Source organism: Spirosoma humi (genome assembly GCF_054776575.1).
This window is the reverse complement of the sequence record NZ_BAAHBR010000017.1, coordinates 273173-293504: the sequence shown is the minus strand read 5'-3', so window position 1 is coordinate 293504 and position 20332 is coordinate 273173. Positions and strand designations below refer to the sequence as shown.

The window sequence follows — 20332 nt, the reverse complement described above, 5'->3', positions numbered from 1 at the left end:
GCCGGTGCGGAGTGAAAATGGCTGCTGCTATCTTTTCCCTCTTTCACTCCGCACCGGCGGCCCGGTTTCGCTCTTTCGCCTTTAAATGCCTACTGCTTTTTTAAATTCTTCATCCGTCGGCTTTACTTTCGACGCGAAGAAATTCGTTAGTTCGCCTTTTTCATTGATGACGTACTTGCAGAAATTCCAGGTTGGCACTTTGTCGTTCCAGCCATTCATCGACTTATCGGTCAGCCATTTGTATATCGGAGCCTGATCGGCACCCAGTACAGATACTTTCTCGAACATGGGGAACGTAACACCATAATTCTTCTGACAGAAGGTAGCGATCTCTTCGCTGCTGCCTGGCTCCTGGCTGCCAAAGTTATTAGCGGGAAACCCAAGTACAACGACTTTGTCGCCATGTTCTTTGTAGAACTTCTCCCAGTCGGCATACTGCGGGGTGAAACCACATTTCGACGCCACGTTGAGAATAACTACTTTTTTGCCTTTGAACCCGCTTAACGATACGGGCTTTCCGTCCAATGATTTAACGGTAAAATCGTACAGACTTTTGGTGGGTGCACTAACATTGGCCGGCGCAGCAACCGCTTCTTTTTTGTCGCTGAAGATTCCTTTAACTAGAGTAGATAAAGACATAAAACTGGTGAGGGTCGCAACGAGTACGACGCCGATTAAAGTAAAAACAAGATTCTTTTTCATGGTTAGTATAACAGTTAGTAGACTCGGGTGAAGGTAAATTAAATGCACTGAAACATAAGCAGCTACCTACATTCTTTCGGGAACATCTATGCCCAATAAACCCATTGCTTTCCGAATAGTTTCACCAACCGATTTCGATAAAATCAGCCGGGCATGAAGCGTCACGGCATCCGTTTCCTGAAGGATTGACAGTTTATCGTAAAACTGGTTAAATGTCTTAGCCAACTCATAAACATATTGCGCAATGTAAGAAGGCGCAAAGGCCGTTCCGGCCTCGCCAACACGTTGCGGATATTGACTGAGCAAAAACACCAGTTGCTGTTCAACGACATCTAACTGCGTAACCGAAACGATACCGTCGGCTACCCGATCCCGATCCCTGGCTTTGCGCAGAATAGACTGAATCCGGGCATATACATACTGAATATAAGGGCCCGTATTGCCGTGCAAATCCACAGACTCTTCGGGGTTGAACTGCATTCGTTTCTGCGGGTCAACTTTCAGCAGGTAATATTTCAGGGCACCCAGGCCAAGCATCTGAAACAGCGCTTTTTTCTCGGCTTCATCAAATTCATCGAGTTTGCCTTTGGCGGCTTCGTCGGCAGCTGTCGAAGCCGCATTCGTTGTTTCCTGAATCAAATCATCCGCATCGACAACCGTGCCTTCCCGCGATTTCATTTTGCCCGTCGGCAAATCGACCATGCCATAGGACAGGTGGTACAACTCACGGGCGTAGGGCCTTCCCAACCGACGCAGGATAGCAAACAAAACGTTAAAATGATAATCCTGCTCATTGCCAACCACCCATATCTGGCGATCGCTGTGGAAATCCTGGAACTTCAGATCAGTCGTGCCCAAGTCCTGGGTCATGTATACCGATGTACCATCGGAACGCAGAACCAGTTTCTGATCCAGGCCTTCTTCTGTCAGATCGATCCACACGGAGTTGTCTTCTTTACGATAAAAAACCTCCTTCTGGATTCCTTCTTCGACAATTTCCTTACCGAGCAGGTACGTATTCGACTCGTAATACGTCTTGTCGAAACGAACGCCAATGGTTTTGTAGGTCGTATCGAAACCAGCATAGACCCAGTCATTTAATTTACGCCAGAGAGCCACCGTTTCGGGGTCGCCCTGCTCCCAGAGCCGCAGCATCTGCTGAACTTCCAGCATTAGTGGCGCGCGTTTTTCGGCTTCTTCCTTCACGGCTCCCTGGCTTACCATCTCTTCAACCTGGGCTTTATACGCCTTGTCGAACAGTACGTAGTATTTCCCAATCAGGTGATCGCCTTTCAGGCCCGCCAACTCGGGCGTTTCTCCATTACCGAACATCTGGTAGGCCAGCATGGACTTACAGATATGAACGCCCCGGTCGTTGACGATACAGGTTTTCACTACATCGTAACCGCTTGCGGCCAGAATCCGGCTGACCGAATCCCCCAGAAAGTTATTCCGCAAATGGCCGAGGTGAAGCGGTTTGTTGGTATTGGGTGAAGAGAATTCAACCATCACCGATTGCCCTTTCTTAGGCAGTGTACCGAATGATGGATCAGTAGCTATATCATTGAGAACGTCAATCCAGGCAGCATCGGCAATACTGATGTTCAGAAAGCCCTGTACCACATTGAACGCACGCACAATGGAGCTGTTCGCGAGGAGCCAGTTACCGATGGCCTGACCAATTTGAGCGGGTGCCTGGCGGAGAACTTTTGTGTAAGGAAACGTAACGAAGGTGTACTGTCCTTCAAACTCTTTTTTGGTCGGCGTAAGTTGCACAGCGCCGGTATGACCGGGATAAAGTTCGGTGATTGACCGTAAAATATCGGCTTCTACTTTTGATTGAATATCCATTATCCACAAAAGTACAAAATGTAGCGCTTAGTGTAGTGCGCATGTCCAGTCTGCGTAGCCGCAGTGTAAGGTTTTAACCCGTATTTACGCCGTTAGGATCGGTGCGCCCGTGCGATCCGCGTTACTTAGGGTTTGAGCACGGTAGTGCCCTCGGCAACCGTCTTGATTTTTTCTTTTGAGAAGAAGACCGGGAAATAACCGTTTTCGGCCCAGAGTGAGAACAGATCGCTATAGTGCGGACTGGCCGGATCGCCCGATTGGCCGGGGCTGTTGATGCCCAGCGTTTTATCCCAGTCTTCCGTATCGACCAGTATACGAAACGATGCGCCATGCGTTTGATTCAGGCTGTTGGCCGTGGCATTAACGGTTTCGCCATAACCACCCCGCGCCACCGGACCAAGGTTGATTTTCTGCCGCATTGCCTTGTCGACCAGATTACTAAGCGGATGGGTCAGTGTAATGTGTTTGTTCTTTCGCTGTCCATACACCCAATCGTCCATGTCGGAGCCGAGCCGGGTGGTGAGTTCCGTAACCGCCCGATCAAGGCAACTTAATAGCAGACTATCACGGCCCGTTGTTGGAATCAGTAAGGCATCCATGACCCGTTTAGTCGGCAAACTTTTTAAATAGGGACGGGCGTTGGTGGGCACGTTGGCCAGGTAAACAGCCTGTTTCAGTTGCTCCTCCCAGGCTACGTAAATGGAAGCCGGAACCGAGTTGGGCGTAAGTTTATAATCCCACTTGCGGAGATAACTCAGCGCCTGTTCGGTACGATCGTTCGGTGATGCCAGATTCTGAAGCAGGGGAGCCAGCGTTCGGGCCGAAATAGAGAGGTAATCCGCTTGCAAGGCCATAAAATCGACCAGGTTCTTGCGGGTACCATCGTTCAGCACTTCCTCGATCCGGTATGCCCGCGAAGGACTGGCCCATGTCCAGCCAATAGCGTTTCGATTGGGAAAGCTAACGGGTGTCAGGTTGTTATTGGCCGTTGCGACATACCCTTCGGGTGGATTAAGTTTGTTGGGCAATTTCTCGATGGGCAGAAATCCGGCCCACTCAAACCGTCCATCGCCGGGCACCGGCAACAGACCCGTGTAGCTCTTTCCCTGGCTGGACTTCCGTATGGGCGACAGACCTACGGCCTGCCAGCCAATTGTCCCTGTTCTGTCTGCCCAAATCATGTTCTCACCCGGTACCCGGCTGAATAGACAGGCTTGCCTAAACTCCGCCCAGTTGCGCGCCTGATTCATCCGCAAACTAGCCAGGTAAGGCGCCGAACCGATTTCGAGCCCACCCGTCCGAATCGCATAGGCTTTGTGGTGTTGGGCATCTTCGAAAACCACGGGACCATGCCGGGTGTATTTTAACGTAGCCTTTTCGGATTTTCCACCCTTTACGGGAATGGTTTCCGTCAGGATTTTCATGGATTCCCAATGGGCTGCCGAACCCTTTCCCCGATAGCGATACTGGTTCGGATTGGATGGGTTGGTGTCATAGACGTACAAGTCTTCGTTGTCTGTCTCAAAAATTGTCAGGCCCCAGGCGCCGTACTCATTATGCCCAACCGAGACACCCGGCAGCGTGGGCTCCCCCGCCCCAACTACATTCCAGCCCGGCGTGGATTTGCCCGGTGAATCCACGCCGGGAGCGTGCAGGTGAACCCAGTATCGCAGGGATGGTGTTGATTGGGCGCGGTGTGGGTCGTTGGCCAGCATTGGGTATCCACTCGCCGATTTAGTGCCCGATATAACCCAGTTGTTGGAGCCATTGTAGTTCTTTTCGGCCTCAAAACCGGAAACGTCCCCCAAAAGCGGACCCGGCTTACGCAAGCGGGCTTCATCTTCGTCGGCTTTGGTCGCCTGTCCTTCAAACTTCAAGGGCAAGCGAAACGCTTCGTACAGTTCCAGAATGGGCTGAAAAAGCTCGTCTCCAGCTACGTGCAGCGTGAGGTCCGGTTCGGTCGATGTTGCGGCTGGATGAAACCATTGCAATTGCCGAAGCTTATCGGGTCCCACTAACTTAACCAGCCTGGCATAGTTCAACTCTTCCCGGACATTATACATTAGGCCCTGGTGGCGGCTAATGACAACCTCGGGCGTCCACAGGCCCGGTGTTGTTTTGAGTACCCGAAACTCGAACGGGAGCTTTTCGGGCGTTTTCAGAACCTGAGTGATATAGGCATTGATCCCCTCAACAAATGCCCCAACGATTTGCGGTCCGCGCGGATGGTAATGCAGCAGTTCTTTCGTGATATTCCCTTTGTACCGAAACAAACGAGTGCCAATATCCCGTTTGATTTCCTGCGGACCGAGTAATTCAGCTACCGTACCCGTAGCCTGCCGACGCCAGATCTCTAACTGAAATAGGCGATCCTGAGCCGCTGAGTATCCCTGTGCAAAGAATAAATCGTGTTCGTTTTTAGCGAAAATGTGATTGACGCCCCACCGATCACGGATAATCTCGACAGGTTGCTGAAGCCCGGCCGTCTGTATCGTTTGGCTGGATTGGGCATGGCAGTAAATGGGCAGGAGAAGGGCGATCAGATAACGTAATTGGCGCATGTGCTCAGTTTATACCCTGAACATAGCAAAATCTTTCTCTGTCGTCTGATTTTTGGCCTTAGTTTAGAAAGAACTCTAGTCAATGGTATTTTCCTGTTGACCGGAAGCACCATAAATGCAGCAACATTAACGATCCCTTAACGATTCAACCATAATTATATCGTTCTTTTATGCCTAACTAACAGACTCAGCCTTATGTATACTGTAGCACATAAACTTTTGTGGGTCCTCTTTTTAACCAGCCTGTCGGGCTGCATGACCGTGTCTATACACAGTAACGTAAAACCGGATGATAAGCCCCAGTTTAAGCGCATCCTGATTGTGTCGAACCTACCCAATATGGCACCGACCTACCTACCCCGTTTTCAGGCAGCTTTTCCAACGGGTTATCAGGTATGTACGGTTTCCAATAGTCCCATTGACTTTGATAGCCCCGAAGAGAATATTGAGAAACAACGGCAGACCTGCCAGAGTGAGGTCAGTCTGAGCATCGACTTCAATCGCAGTTACACATCCGGCTACGGTCGGTCCATCTCCTCCAACAATGAACTTCTGCTGGTCATGACCAACCTGACGACTAACAAACCCTTCTGGAAAGCGATTGTCACAACAGGTGGCGTTACTGAAGTGCCGCCCCGCCAGATTGTTCAGCAACTCATCAAAGATGGGATTATCAGCGGTACAGCACCCTTCGAAAATTCGTATCAGTCCAATTATTAACAACAAAAAAGGGATAGACACTGCTTATCAAGCCGCTGCCTATCCCTTCTTCTATCTGCTGCCTAGATTATCCTTTTATGCTGCTCAAATACGTTTTGTTGCCGTTTTTATTGATGTAGAATTTCCCACCACGCGGACCCGTCATTACTTTCTCGCCATTAGGTCCTCTCTGGGACGGATCAACCGGGGCTTTGTAGTCAGCCGGGGTTGCCTTTTCTTCTTTCATCTGTCCCGTCGAGCTTTTTGACTTGCTCATTTTGTCATCTTTCAGACCCGAGTTGTCAGCCATCTTGTCGGCTTTCCTGGCAGCCTTGTCTGTCGTAGCGGCAGCGGCTGTTGTTCCGTCGGCGGCTGCCTTCTTGGCGGCTTTAGCGGCTCTGGCAGCAGCCATCCGATCATTTACAGCTGCCTGCTTCGCGGCATCGGTCGTAGCACCGGCATCCGCTTTTGCTTCTTTGGCCGCGGCTTTGGTGTCTTTCTTAGCCTCTTTAGCTGCTTCCTTAGCCGCTTTGGTTTCCGCCTTAGCGGCTGCTTTAGCCGATGCATCGGCCGCGTTCATTTCTTTTTTCGCTTTCTCCTTCGACCCTTTCGTGTCCTGAGCAGCACCATCAAAGGCAATAAACAGGCCAAGGGACAGACATAGAACTAACAGTTTCTTTTTCATTGTTGTTGGATTGGGGTTTATGTTAGAACAACCAATTTTTGCTCTTGAGACGGAAAGATGCGGATAAAATCACGAATCCGTCCACGGAAACGACTTAAATTTTTCTTAAATTTGAAATAACGATAGTTGTCTGTTAATCAGTACCAAAAGACCATTCACGTGGACTATCTACCCCTGACAAGGGCATTCATTCCCCGTTCTTCAACAAGTCGATGACTGTTTCAATACCTAATACGCAGCAACCCGCCGATTACCTCAAACGCTACTATGGCTATGATCGCTTCCGCCCCATGCAGGAGGCTATTATTCAGTCTATTCTGAGTGGTCGCGATACGGTAGTACTCATGCCTACCGGGGGAGGCAAGTCCGTTTGCTTTCAGATTCCGGCCCTGATGCTGCCGGGTCTGACTATTGTGGTGTCGCCCCTGATTGCTCTGATGAAAGACCAGGTGGGCGCCCTACACATGAACGGTATCCAGGCCGCTTATTATAATAGCACCCAGACCAGCCGGGAGCAGCGTGAAATCGAAGACGATTGCATCAACGGCAAGCTCAAACTGCTGTACGTTTCTCCGGAAAAGCTACTGACCGAATCGTTTTTTCAATTCCTGAGCCTAACCAAACTATCCTTATTTGCCATTGATGAAGCCCACTGCATCTCGTCCTGGGGGCACGATTTTCGGCCAGAATATACGCAGTTGCATGTACTGAAAGAGCAGTTTCCGCATGTGCCCACCATTGCGTTGACTGCCACGGCTGATAAGCTCACCCGCCAGGACATAGCCACCCGGCTTGGCATGAACGATCCGGCCGTATTTGTGGATTCATTTAACCGGACCAACCTGAGTTTACAGGTACTTCCCGGTCAGAATCGCATCCAGCAGATTATCAAGCTACTACAGCAGAAACCAGACTCGTCGGGCATCATTTACTGCCTGAGTCGTAAATCGACCGAGTCGCTGGCGGCCAAGTTGCAGGAGAAAGGATTTAATGCGGCCTTTTACCACGCGAAAATGGACCCGGCCGATCGCTCGAAAACGCAGGAAGCTTTCCTGCGCGACGATGTGCGAATCATGTGCGCGACCATTGCCTTCGGCATGGGAATCGATAAGTCGAACGTGCGCTGGGTGATTCATTATAACATGCCCAAAAACATCGAAAGCTTTTACCAGGAAATCGGGCGGGCCGGACGCGATGGCGCTTCTGCCCAAACCGTCCTGTTCTACAGTTTTGCCGATGTAGCGACGTACAAAGAAATGCTGGCCGAGAACAGCCCGGCCAACCTGGGCCTGCAACTGGCTAAGCTGGAGCGCATGCAGCAATACGCCGACGCCCACACCTGCCGCCGTCAGATTCTGCTCTCCTACTTTTCGGAAGAACTCGCCGAACCCTGCGGCAATTGCGATGTCTGCCGTGATCCACGCGTTACGTTCGATGGCACCATTCTGGCGCAAAAAGCGCTGTCGGCCATCATTCGAACGGGGGAGCGGGTGCCGATGAATCTGCTGATCGACATTTTGCGGGGTTCCCGGAGTCAGCAGGTCCTTCAGGGCGGCTACGATCAGGTGAAAACCTATGGCGCGGGCCGCGACCTTCGTTTTGAAGACTGGCGAAATTACATTCATCAACTCATCAATATTGGGGTCATTGAAATTGCTTACGACCAGCACTACGCCCTGCGCCGGGGTATGCTGGCCGAACAGGTCTTGTATGGCGGACGCAAGGTGGATCTTGTTCGGCCGGACGATGCACCCAAGCCCGTTGTCGAGAAGATCAAAACCAAAACGGAAACCCAGCGCGATACGCTGTTCGAGCGGTTGCGTGTGCTGCGTAAGGAACTTGCCGACGAACAGAACGTGCCCCCTTACGTTATCTTTACCGATACGACGCTCGAAGACATGGCTCGTCAGCGGCCTGTTACACCCGATGCATTACGCAACGTAAGTGGGGTTGGCGAACGGAAGCTTCAACTGTTTGGCAAGCGTTTTCTGGATGAGATTGTCGGCTATGTGCGTGGTCGGGTCGACGCGGGCGAAAAACCCAAAGGGTCAACGCAGTTGATAACTCTTGATTTGTACAATAGCGGGTTATCGATTGCTGAGATCGCGGCCCAGCGACAGCTCACAACAGGCTCCGTTGCGAGTCATCTGGTGCAGCTATCAAAATCCGGCTACGACATTGACTTGGTCTCCCTGATCGACCCAATCGAACGGCGTGAAATCGAGAAGGCGATTGCTACAGTCGGTATGGCAGACGGGCGTTTAAAGGCCGTTTTTGATTACTTGGGTGGCCGCTATGACTACAGCAAGCTAACCCTTGTAGCAGGACTATTATAAGAATAAAATCCTGTTTTCGGGCGGACCGTTGGATAATTCTTAGGTTATAATTTGGTATACAGGGAAAAAACGCCTAGATTCGTATTATACAATTGGACAAACCCGCTACTTCGGTACGGGTTTTCTTGTCTATATGTGTCACAACAACTACTAGAATTTTGATAAAAGAAGTAAGTTTTTCATTGCTCATGGCCGCTGTAAAACCGGTCCTCGCGATCCCCTTTTTTGGGGCCGATACGAGCCGGTTAACTCTGTCGTCGAACGGATTGAACAACCCACAACTTTTGGTCGTTGACTCAACAAATCACCAGTTTCCTATTTATTTCTGCGGAGAAGAAGTTCCGGTAAGCGATCGACACGTTTCCCGCCGATGGAGGCAGACACTTCGGATGTATGGTGCTCAGCAAGAATTTCTGCTTGACCTTCGGATGCGGGCTTCTACATTCTTTCCGATCATTGACCCCATTCTACGGAAATACAAAATTCCCCGCGATTTCCGTTTTATGCCCTTGGCCGAGAGTGCGCTCGATAATAGCAGCGTATCCTACAAAGGCGCATCGGGCTATTGGCAATTGATGCCCGGTACGGCTCGTGAACTTGGTCTGGAAGTAAATGGCAAAGTAGATGAACGCTATAATCTACAAAAAGCAACAGTTGCCGTTTGCCGACATTTACACCAACTATACCGGGAGTTGGGCTCCTGGACACTCGTGGCGGCTGCCTACAATGGTGGAATCACACACGTGCGCAACAAAATGGAACAACAGGGTCAATCAAATTATTACCGACTACGCCTGCACCGCGAAACGAGTCATTACCTGTTCCGTATCCTGGCCTTCAAAGAGTTGCTCAGTAACCCACGCCAATATGCGTTGATGCTGCGTGGTTCAACAATGGCAGAGCTCATGAAGCCATTACCAAGCTGGCATAAACCCCTGGCCTTGCCGAAGAAAATCAAAGATTCACCGACAATCGAGCTGATTGACGAAGATAACTCTACCTGGGGACCACGCCCAAATACGGCCCTCACCCGAACGTTATCGGATACAGAACAACTCATTGCGCAAGCTACTTCGCATACAACCAATATGCCCCTTTCTGACCTGGAGACGCAGGGCCAGCATTTGCCCATCAAAAAGTTAATGATGGGGTTGATGGTCCTTCGATTCCGTCGGCCGCGCTTTTTGAAACGAAAAACACAAGGCGGGATTCGCCCTCTTCATTTTTGGGACTGGTTATAAGAAACTAAAGCTGATTAATACATAAGAGAAGCCGCCACGTTACTGGCGGCTTCTCTTGTTTACAGGTCTACTCTGGCATAATACTTGCTGATCAACTTAATTAACTAAGTTTATACTCCATCACAGATAGGCACAAATAAGTTACTGTAATTAATATGTAACAACTTCAACCTATTTCAATACAGAAAGAATGGCATAACCTTCGCTATTTGTAACCGTCCCATAAATCAATACCCTATAAATCAATTATTTAGATATTCATTATAAACTACAATCGTACGCAGAATACTCCTTATACTATACCAGTCTACTAGTCATGATCGTACGATCGTAGCGAATAGCAAAGGTCCAATCGCTTGATTTAGCACATCATTTGTCTACGTTTTTCCATGCGGCAACCATGGCCGCTTTGTCTTTACTATGCTTTATCCAGAGAATTTATCTTGTAAAAAGAAAACTTCCCGTAACCTCTATGCGACCAGTTTCTACATCTCCCCGACTGCCAGGTTATCCGCGGCTCACCTTCTTTGATAGCTGGCCCGCTTTTTTATCGTGGTCTCATCCCTACGGACTCTGACTCCACTACCTACCATTAAACACTGTTAGTGAGGCACTTAGCCAGTGTATACACTAAACAAGATGGTTTATCAACAAGAGTGAAGTATATAGTTCTGAGAAATAATAATGTTACAGTTGACACTCTATTAGGTCTAAAGAATATATAATGCTAAAACGTGTATTCCCCTTTTTGAGAACCCAGTTATCCCTGCTTGTGCTGGCAGGAATACTGATTGTGGCTAGTGCCTTCTCTCCCGGCGCTTCGTTGAACAGGCCACACTATACGTTATCTTCAGCCCTGTCGCCTGCGATATCCGTTGACCCAACGCTCCTGACAGGCCTTCCTCCCGTTTATTTTTGTGGTGAATCAGTACCTATCCACGAAGAAGTGGTGGCCCGTCGGCTGGTTTCAGCTTTGGTTCGGAACACGACTAGAAATCAGGCGTTATTGCGTATCCGGCAACGGGCAGCCGTCTTTTTCCCGATTATTGAACCTATTCTGGCCCGACATGGTATACCCCTGGATTTCAAGTACTTGCCTTTGGTAGAAAGCGCATTGCAGGGATTTGCCGTATCACCCAAGGGAGCCACCGGCTATTGGCAGTTTATGCCGGCTACAGCCCGGGAACTGGGCTTGAGTATAGGACACGGGGCTGACGAACGCCAGCATCTGGTCAAATCGACCAATGCTGCCTGCCGCTATCTGCGCTATTTACACAACCGGCTGGGGTCATGGACACTCGCAGCGGCAGCCTATAACAATGGGATTGGCGCCTTGCTCAGCAACATTCGGCGGCAGCAGCAACGCGATTATTATTACCTTCGGTTGAATGCCGAAACGGGTAAATACCTATACCGGATTCTAGCCTTCAAAGAACTATTCTCCAATTATCGCTCGTATAAAAGCCTGATTCCGGGCCAGATGCTGGCCACGCTCGACGAGCCACTTGGTTCCATATCAGATGCTCAGACTGCTGATGATGAGGTGTTACTACCTGAGGTTATCATGAATGAAGCCACCAGAGAAGCTGTCGCTACACCCGTAAAAGATGCTTCGCCTGCAACAAAGGGTCGGACGGTAGACATTCCACTACCTAATGCCGCCGATGTCTTCAGGGGTGGTATTCGCGCACGCTTAACAGAAACGTCTGGTCTGGAACGTGGTCAGATTTGGGTGTTCAACCTCACTCGCGATGGCATGGCTGGTGATCGGCAAGTGGAGGAAGGGGATATTCTTTACGCCGTTATCGAAGACATTGATACCAAAGCCAATAAGGTTTATCTGCGTTCTGAAAAACTGTATTCGGCCAGCGACAAGCAAACGTATTCGCTGGCTCTGTCGGCGGTAGATGCGTCCACGGGTCGTACGGGCATTAAATTATCGGACCTGGCCCAGATAAAGTCAGGCTGGATACTGACCTGGAAATCGCTTTAACGCGGTCTAACAGCGTAATGACCATGGGTTAAGTCACTCTATTACGCTTCATTGACGAACTAAATCAAGGTATAGCATCGTTTTCCAGAGGTCTACCCAACGCTATTTGTTTTGATACGGCTTACCCATAAAGTTGTTACCTTGCTGTCTACCCTACTGCTGCTTGCATCAATGGCATCGGCACAGAAAAAGACAACTATTGCGAAAGGCAAATCCAGCCGACACTATCCAGCCGAATCGCGGGCTGTGTTAGGCCCCGGCCGATTGCATTTTTGCGGAGAAATGGTACCACTTGAGCAGGGCAATGTTTCGGCGAAACTGGCCTTTGCGTTAGCCAGTCGTTCGGGTTACGAACGGCACCTGAGTGGGTTAAAGGCCCGGTCGGCCCCTTATTTTGCCGTTATCGAGCCAATTTTGCAAAAGCATAACATTCCTAATGATTTTAAATACCTGCCCCTGATTGAAAGCGCCTGGAATGCCCATGCGGTCTCTTCTGCCGGAGCCGTTGGCTACTGGCAATTTATGGACGAGACAGCTCAGGACATGGGCCTTTCCATTAAACCGGGTAATGATGAGCGCTCAAATCTGGTCAAATCGACCGAAGCTGCCTGCCGGTATATATCGTTTCTCCATTCTCGTCTGGGCTCATGGACACTCGTGGCGGCAGCTTATAACGGGGGTGTGGGTATGGTGCAACGTAAAATTTCCAAAGCGGGTCACCGTGATTATTATGCGATGGCGATGAACCCCGAAACGGGCTACTATTTATACCGTATTCTGGCGATGAAAGAGCTATTCACCAACCCATCCTACGGCCTTGGCTCTGTGGGGATCATGCTGGTGTCGTCGGGGGAAGCTTATGAACTGGAGCGTGAACAGGCCCGGCGCATGGGCTGGCTACAGGACCAGGAGCCTGAACAGACTGGTGTTTCCATCGAGTCGCTGGACGACCCTTTTGATGTAGCCGACAACCTACCCCGCGCTACCCGGAATGAAGCCGTTGTCATGGATAGTCTGTTAACTGAACTGCTCAAAAATAAACCGGCGGCTCCACCGATTTTCGTAGGCGATGTTGTTGCCCGACTTGTCCGGCCCGGACAACTTAAAGTAGGACAAAGCTGGACTTTTGCCCTCTCGGAAGACGTTCAGATTGAACAAACGGATCTGAAAGCGGGTGATATGTTGTATGCCATTGTCGATGATGTCGATGCAAAAGGCAACCTGTTTTTTCGGGCGACCAAAGCTGTCTCGATCCAAACCAGCACAACCGTTCCGCTATCGCTCATTGCTATGAACACGGCTACTGGGCTGGCGGGCGTTCCCAAACCCAAAGTGCTGAAGCCAGGCTGGGTCGTCCAATGGAAACTTTGATCCACTAAAGACGGGCGACTCTACAGCCTACTCCGGCGGTACCACGAAAATCACTACTTCACCTTTGCCAGTGCTTTGCGATAGGTATCGATAGCTCGTTGTCGGGCCATCGCATGCTCAACCATTGGCTTCGGGTAGTCCGGCTTGTCTACTTCCGGCACCCAATGCCGGACATACACTCTTTTGGGGTCGAATTTACCGGCTTGCAACGTAGGGTTAAAAACCCGGAAATAAGGAGCCGCATCCGTACCGGACCCGGCCGCCCATTGCCAGCCACCATTGTTGGCAGACAGGTCATAGTCGCGGAGTTTTTTACCGAAATACGCTTCGCCCCATCGCCAGTCGATAAGCAGGTGTTTGCACAGAAAGCTGGCCGTAATCATCCGGACCCGGTTATGCATCCAGCCGATGGTATTTAACTGACGCATCCCCGCGTCCACAATGGGATAACCCGTTTCGCCACGGCACCATCTGTCAAATTCTTCTTCATTATTGCGCCATTCAATTTGGTCATATTGCCGCCGAAACGAGTTCTTCTCGACATGCGGAAAATGATCCAGCACCTGGAAGTAGAAATCCCGCCAGCACAGTTCATTCAGAAACGTTTTATCAGCAGCCTCTTTGGCCTGACGAGCCAGATCACGAACACTGATTGTACCAAACCGGAGGTGTATGCTTAACTGACTGGTGCTATGTGGCAACGCCGGAAAATCACGCGTCTTTTTGTAGTCATCCAGTAATTCCCCGGGTACCGTTCGCTTGGGAAACGGTTCACTCACGGGCTGAAAATCCATATCTTTCAGCGTAGGCATGGGGAGCGGTTCCGTTTTCCAGTACTGACCGGCGTATTTTTCCGTTGGGTACGCTTTTAAGTAAAAATCAGTCAGTTTTTCCCGCCAGTTACGGCTGTACGGTGTAAAAACGGTATACGGTGTTTTTTTTCCACTCAGTACCTCATCACGCTCAAACAGCGTCTGGTCTTTGCTGGTGTGAAAACCAATGTTGTGTTCGGCCAGCAGATTGCCAATAGCTTTATCGCGCTCTTTGGCATAGCCCTCATAATCGTGATTGGCAAACACATCGCCTATGGTATACTGCGTAATCAGTTCCTTCCACACGTCGACCGGGGTTCCATACCGGACAAGGATGGTTGAACCCAGTTGAGCTAACTCATCCCGCAAACGGTCGATCTCCTGAATAATGAATGCTACCCGACGGTCGCAGCGGTCGTCCAGGGCATCGAGAATGGTTCGGTCGAAAATAAAAATGGGAAGAACAGGGCGACCCAGTTTCAGGGCATGGTACAGAGCCGCATTATCGTGCAGGCGTAGATCGCGCCGGAGCCAGACCAGCGAGAGCAGTTCAGACATTGTGTAGGTAGGTTTACAACGAAACAGGTAAACAAAAATCGCTCTGTCGAATGATATTGTTCAGATCTGAACAATATCATTCGACAGAGCGAACGACAAGGGTACGGGTAGTAACGCGTAAGTGAACTACCTGCTTCTAGACTATTCTGGCTGGAAACGCAGCCGAACCGTATGCAATTCGCCGGAATCGCTGCCGTATCCGTTTATTTTCTTGCCAGTCAGCTGACGAATCAATGTATTGTTGAGTTGTTCATTCTGGCTGAATACTTCTAACTGGCAAAGCTCGTTAGCGGTATTCACCCTAAACTGAATGACCACAACACCAGCCTGCTGGGTCGGCTTGAGCGCATCCGGATAGGAAACGTACTTCGCCAGTTGATTTTCCAGTGTTGCCTTAACGGCCTTGGGTTTACTTGTTTTAATGGGCGCAGCGTAGGCTTGCGTTGCCAGGAAGCCTACCAGCATGAGAAGAGCAAAATTCTTTTTCATGACTTCAATGTGATTAGATGATTAAACAAACAACCCTCGTCCCAAGGCCATAAGTTATAGAAGCGACTAATGTTACCTTAATATTACGCTAATATTATCCAAATATTACCAACTATGCTGTTCTCAAGTCCATAGTTGCGTCTTCTTAGCTTAGTCTATTTCCCTATTTATCTATATTATTCTTTCAAAGAGACAATCAATACCTAAAAAATGGTCATCTGCCAAAAATAATGTTATTAAACAAAATATTATTTGGCACCACAATGTTACCCAAATGTTATCAAATTGTTAAATATCATTTTTTTAGATAACATACCGCAGATTTGTATCACATTCAGGTGTTGTTTTCAAGTGAGTGGCAAAGTCCGAAAGCCTGTAAAACAGAAAAGTCCCGAAGTTGCTTCGGGACTTTTCTGTTTTACAGGCTTTCGATCAGGCAGTTTCCAGCTCGTGCTCACGGCGGGACCGTGACCGTTCCGAAGGGCTAATGCGCATCAGGATACGCTTCTTAATGCGCATCCAACGTTCATACAAGCTCGACTCCTTCAGGAAATTCCACTTTTCATCCTTCTGTTCTTTCTTGTGTTCTTCAGGATCGTATTGCATACCTGTACACAAACAGTGTTTACGATTGGTACGGGTCAGAATGTCGAAATTGGCGCAGGTCTGGCAACCTTTCCAGAAGGCATCGTCGGCAGGTAGTTCGCTGAGCGTTACGGGCTGATAACCCAGATCGGAATTGATTTTCATGACTGCCAGACTCGTCGTAATGCCGATAATCTTGGCCGTAGGAAACATCGCCCGGGACAGTTCAAATGCCTTTGCCTTGATCCGCGTCGCAATGCCGCTTTTACGGTAGTCGGGATGAACGATCAACCCGGAGTTGGCCACAAACTTACCATGTTCCCAGGTTTCGATGTAGCAAAAGCCAACCCATTCGCCCGATAGTGTCATAGCCACAATGGCTTTTCCTTCGAGCATTTTTTCCATCACATAAATGGGCGAGCGCTTGGCAATGCCGGTTCCCCGAGCTTTTGCGCTTTCTTCCATTTCCCGGCAGATGGTTTCGGCCAGTCGCAAATGGTTTTCGTTTGCGACTTGTACGATATATAGATCGTTAACTACTTCTGGTTTGATCATTGTCGTTTATTGGGCGGTTGTAAAGCCGCAAAAACGGAGACAGCGTAATCCGAGCTGGTTGGTTTGGTGAATAAAACGAGAAAATTGGCGGAAATAGTTTACCACATAGGCAAACAAAATGATGTAGTCCTTTCGGACCTAAACCGAAATGGCGTAGTATGGAAGAAGGTCGGTAAATAAACGAGCTTGGCCATTGGTTTCGCGCTGAAAACGCGGACAATGTTAGAGAGATTATCCGGTTCTTGCAATACACTAACGGTTTTTTTATAGGATAGTTCGTTAACAGCCAAAACATATTTATTAATCGTTGAGTCATACAGGTTTGGTTGCCGATACTTTAGGTTATTGGCTTACATACTCAACCCGATCTGTGCTGACGGCCCTGCCTCCTCCGACCCACGCTTTGACGCTGAGCCAAAGTCGGCTGTTACGGTATTTTGTCTTCTTCTACCTCTACGTCATGCAGGGAATTCCGGCGGGTTTTTCGCTGACGGCGCTGACCAACTACCTTGCAGCAGAAGGCATAAAACCAAACGTTATTGGGTCCTTTGCCGCCATCGCCGGACTACCCTGGGCTTTTCAGTTTATATGGGGTCCACTTATCGACCGCTACCAGAACTCGGCCATGGGGCGTAGAAAACCCTGGGTTATCGGTGCCCAATGCCTGGCCGGTTTAGCATCGCTGAGCCTACTATTTGTCCAAGACCCGGTAAATCATGTGATCACGCTGGCCTGGTTCTTCTTCACACACAGCGTTTTTGCCGCCGTTCAGGACGCCAGTGTGGATGCTATGGCCATCTCAGTCATCCCGGAAGACGAACGTGGCCGTGTCAATGCCTTTATGCGGGCCGGCTTTCTGATTGGTACCGGTGTTGGAGCAGCCGTGTTTTCGCAACTGCTGCGGACGTACGGCTTTTTCAACGCGGCTCTCGTTCAATCGCTTTTGCTGCTGTCTCTGACCGGACTAACCTTCTTTATTCGGGAGCGTCCCGGCGACCGGCTTCTGCCCTCGTTTAACCAAAAGCCATCAGCGCCCCGCTCAGCAAACGCCGACAACCCACCAGAGCGGCCAGACCATGATTTCCGATGGCTTTTTACGGAGTTGTTCAAGGGGTTGTTCGCCAAACGAAGTCTGCTTCTGTTCGGCTCTGTGGTAGCGGCCTACGTCAGTGTCAGTTTGTTCATGCGGGGATACAACTATCACTTGATTCATACCCTGGGCTGGACCGACACGTCCGTTTCCGGTCTGACGGGTACGTATGGAATGCTGGTAGCTACGGGCGTAGCACTGCTGGGCGGCTACATTGCCGACCGCATTAGCCCACGCCGATTACTGGTGGTCATTCTGGCAATGGTAGCCGTTTATCTGCTTGTATTCAATTCTTTATCGGCCCAATGGATTCAGCGTGAAGTGGCGCAAACGGGCCTGATCGCGCTCTATTTTATGGACCCAAGTATCAGTATTGCAGCCATGCCTATGCTCATGGCCATTTGCAGGCCGGGCGTCGAAGGGTCGCAGTTCACGACGTACATGGCCTTTATAAACCTATCCGATATTGCCGGATCGTACCTAGCTGGTCATGCTCAGGCCTATGTATCGGTTCCTACCATTGGCCTGGTTGCGGGTGGGCTTGCTGTTGTGGCCATGCTTACGGCCCTGTTTACCATCAGGCACTACCGGACATCAAACTAGCTTTAGTCGTCCGATATCATCCTATGCTATCGAGCATCCGGCTCAGATCGGCAAGTTTCCGATTGATAGGCTATCGTGGGTACCGAGCATTTACCCAGATAACAGGCAGGCTGGTGTCCTTTTTAACGAGCGCATCCGTGACCGTAAAAAACAGAGCTCAAGGGCGTGCCCCGTTGCGGTCGGGAGATTTGATACCGAACAGACGTCATCCTTCGTTTGAAATGCGCCCCGCCCTTGCTAACTTTGAGTATGGAAAATTTCGTGGTCTCGGCCCGCAAGTACCGCCCTGCTACTTTCGACACGGTTGTGGGGCAAGAGCATATTACCACTACCCTTAAGAATGCAATCAAGACCAATCATTTAGCATCGGCTTTCCTGTTTTGCGGGCCGCGCGGGGTTGGCAAAACAACCTGTGCCCGAATTCTGGCTAAAACCATTAACTGCCAGAACCTGACTGCCGAGGGAGAAGCCTGCGATGCCTGCGAGTCGTGCGTAAGTTTTAATCAAAATGCTTCCTTTAATATTCACGAGTTGGATGCGGCTTCGAACAACTCCGTCGAAGACATCCGGAATCTGATCGACCAGGTTCGGTATCCGCCCCAATCGGGTAAATACAAGATCTATATCATTGACGAGGTTCACATGCTCTCGTCGGCAGCTTTCAACGCCTTCTTGAAAACGCTGGAGGAGCCGCCCTCCTACGCTATTTTTATTCTGGCAACGACCGAAAAGCACAAAATCCTGCCAACGATTCTGTCACGCTGCCAGATTTTTGATTTCAATCGGATTCAGCCCCAGCACATTGCTGGCCATCTTGCCAGCATTGCCGCCAAAGAAGGCATTACCGCCGAAACGGAAGCCCTTGACCTGATTGCCCAGAAAGCCGATGGTGGGTTGCGGGATGCGCTGTCCATGTTCGATTTGAACGTGACGTTCGCGGCCGACCGGATTATTCGGTACAAAGAAGTACTGGACAACCTGCATATTCTCGACTACGATTATTACTTCAAATTAACGGACCTGTTGCTGGCGGGGAATTTGCCACAAAGTCTGCTGACGGTCGATGAAATTCTGCGAAAGGGGTTCGATGGCCATCAGTTTGTGGTTGGGCTATGCCGCCATTTTCGCGATTTGATGGTTTGTAAAGATGCAGCAACGGTGCAGTTGCTGCAAGTGACTGAAAACGTCCGTCGGCAATATCTCGATCAGGCCGTTCGGGCACCCATGTCGTTTTTACTGTCGGCCCTCAGTCTGGGCGGGCAGTGTGACATGAATTACAAGCAGGCCAAAGATCAGCGGCTACACACGGAACTCTGGCTGATGAAGTTAGCCAACCTGCGGAACCTGCTCAACTGGGATACACTGCCCGACGCGGTTCTTACCCTGAATGGTAACGCTGCCCCTGAACGTTTTCCCGCCGAGCCATCGGGGGATGAAAAAAAAAACGGCAAGCCAGCACCCGATCCCTCGCAGCAGCCAACGACTAACGGCCATCAGCTAGCTGAAAGTCAGCCTATTACGAGTGAGCCGATCAATGGCTATTATGCCGGTAGCGGCACAAACGGTTCTTTATCAACAGCGTCAGTTCAGCCAAGTGGCCAGCCAGTAGCGTTAACTGGAGTGGTAACGGCACCAGCCGAAGTAAAGCCGGGCGCAGCGCCAGTCACCGTAGGCACGCCAACGGTGGCAATCAAACCCGAAACGCCGGCCAGACCACAGATAGCCCCACCGCCACGCCCGGCTACCAGCCGATTGCGGTCTACGGTAGCACTGACGACGGGTCCGGTAATACCTTCTGCCGATGCGAGTACGGATGTCGTATCAATCGCACCGATACGGCCGGATAAGCCCTTTACGCTTGATGAATTGATCGACGTTTGGCGGGCATTTTCCAAAATACGCCAGCAGCAGAACGATTCCGCTACGGAGCAGCTCGTCCTGAATCGGGATTTGATTTTAACGGGCACCGTGATTCAATTGACGCTCGACAACACGTTGCAGGTTGGGTACCTGACCGATCTTAAGCCTGAACTTCTGGGTTACCTACGCGCTGAACTTCAGAATAGCCAGATTCAGTTGGAACACAAAGTCACCGTCCAGGATACCAAAAAGATGATTTACAGCTCGCAGGATAAATTCAACTTCCTGGCCGAAAAAAACCCGGCCCTGCACGAATTACGTAAAGTGCTGAACCTGGAAGT

General features: G+C 50.1%; 14 protein-coding genes. 7 read left to right on the top strand and 7 right to left on the bottom strand.

What is annotated here, in order from left to right; translation table 11 throughout:
* Positions 1-81 precede the first annotated feature (81 nt).
* The 3 genes from ACYU8Y_RS23400 to ACYU8Y_RS23390 form a co-directional block, all read right to left on the bottom strand.
* Positions 82-702 carry a glutathione peroxidase gene (locus tag ACYU8Y_RS23400; protein WP_460940570.1) on the bottom strand — a complete coding sequence of 207 codons (621 nt, stop codon included), beginning with the start codon at positions 700-702 and terminating at the stop codon, positions 82-84.
* 66 nt (positions 703-768) lie between these two features.
* A complete protein-coding gene (gene argS, locus ACYU8Y_RS23395; protein WP_460940569.1) occupies positions 769-2553 on the bottom strand; it encodes an arginine--tRNA ligase in 1785 nt (594 codons plus the stop codon).
* A gap of 125 nt (positions 2554-2678) precedes the next feature.
* A complete protein-coding gene (locus ACYU8Y_RS23390; protein ID WP_460940568.1) occupies positions 2679-5114 on the bottom strand; it encodes a penicillin acylase family protein in 2436 nt (811 codons plus the stop codon).
* Between the two features lie 195 nt (positions 5115-5309).
* Here ACYU8Y_RS23390 and ACYU8Y_RS23385 point away from each other — a divergent pair, with 195 nt between their 5' ends.
* Positions 5310-5834 (top strand): hypothetical protein, encoded by a 525-nt coding sequence (locus ACYU8Y_RS23385; RefSeq protein ID WP_460940567.1) that lies wholly within the window; start codon positions 5310-5312, stop codon positions 5832-5834.
* Positions 5835-5901: 67 nt separating this feature from the next.
* On the opposite strand, the gene ACYU8Y_RS23380 is transcribed toward ACYU8Y_RS23385, so the two are convergent.
* A complete protein-coding gene (locus ACYU8Y_RS23380; protein WP_460940566.1) occupies positions 5902-6498 on the bottom strand; it encodes a hypothetical protein in 597 nt (198 codons plus the stop codon).
* A gap of 212 nt (positions 6499-6710) precedes the next feature.
* Here ACYU8Y_RS23380 and recQ point away from each other — a divergent pair, with 212 nt between their 5' ends.
* From recQ to ACYU8Y_RS23360, 4 genes are all read left to right on the top strand, one after another.
* On the top strand, positions 6711-8834 hold the full coding sequence (recQ, locus tag ACYU8Y_RS23375; protein WP_460940565.1) for a DNA helicase RecQ: 2124 nt from the start codon (positions 6711-6713) through the stop codon (positions 8832-8834).
* A gap of 188 nt (positions 8835-9022) precedes the next feature.
* Positions 9023-10075, top strand: a complete 1053-nt coding sequence (locus ACYU8Y_RS23370; protein WP_460940563.1) for a lytic transglycosylase domain-containing protein — start codon at positions 9023-9025, stop codon at positions 10073-10075.
* 748 nt (positions 10076-10823) lie between these two features.
* On the top strand, positions 10824-12068 hold the full coding sequence (locus ACYU8Y_RS23365) for a lytic transglycosylase domain-containing protein (protein WP_460940562.1): 1245 nt from the start codon (positions 10824-10826) through the stop codon (positions 12066-12068).
* 171 nt (positions 12069-12239) lie between these two features.
* Positions 12240-13439, top strand: coding sequence for a lytic transglycosylase domain-containing protein (locus ACYU8Y_RS23360; protein ID WP_460940561.1), 1200 nt, complete (start codon positions 12240-12242; stop codon positions 13437-13439).
* A gap of 53 nt (positions 13440-13492) precedes the next feature.
* Here ACYU8Y_RS23360 and ACYU8Y_RS23355 read toward each other — a convergent pair whose 3' ends face one another.
* The 3 genes from ACYU8Y_RS23355 to ACYU8Y_RS23345 form a co-directional block, all read right to left on the bottom strand.
* Complete coding sequence (locus tag ACYU8Y_RS23355) at positions 13493-14809, bottom strand: cryptochrome/photolyase family protein (RefSeq protein WP_460940559.1); 1317 nt, start codon at positions 14807-14809, stop codon at positions 13493-13495.
* Between the two features lie 141 nt (positions 14810-14950).
* Positions 14951-15298, bottom strand: a complete 348-nt coding sequence (locus tag ACYU8Y_RS23350; RefSeq protein WP_460940558.1) for a hypothetical protein — start codon at positions 15296-15298, stop codon at positions 14951-14953.
* A gap of 432 nt (positions 15299-15730) precedes the next feature.
* On the bottom strand, positions 15731-16438 hold the full coding sequence (locus ACYU8Y_RS23345; protein ID WP_460940557.1) for a GNAT family N-acetyltransferase: 708 nt from the start codon (positions 16436-16438) through the stop codon (positions 15731-15733).
* A gap of 370 nt (positions 16439-16808) precedes the next feature.
* Between ACYU8Y_RS23345 and ACYU8Y_RS23340 the strand changes: the two genes are divergently transcribed.
* Together ACYU8Y_RS23340 and ACYU8Y_RS23335 are read left to right on the top strand one after the other, a co-directional pair.
* The gene (locus ACYU8Y_RS23340; protein WP_460940556.1) at positions 16809-18131 is read left to right on the top strand and encodes an MFS transporter; all 1323 of its coding nucleotides are present in this window, start codon (positions 16809-16811) and stop codon (positions 18129-18131) included.
* A gap of 249 nt (positions 18132-18380) precedes the next feature.
* The coding region (locus tag ACYU8Y_RS23335) for a DNA polymerase III subunit gamma/tau (RefSeq protein WP_460940555.1) at positions 18381-20332 on the top strand (1952 nt) is incomplete at its 3' end.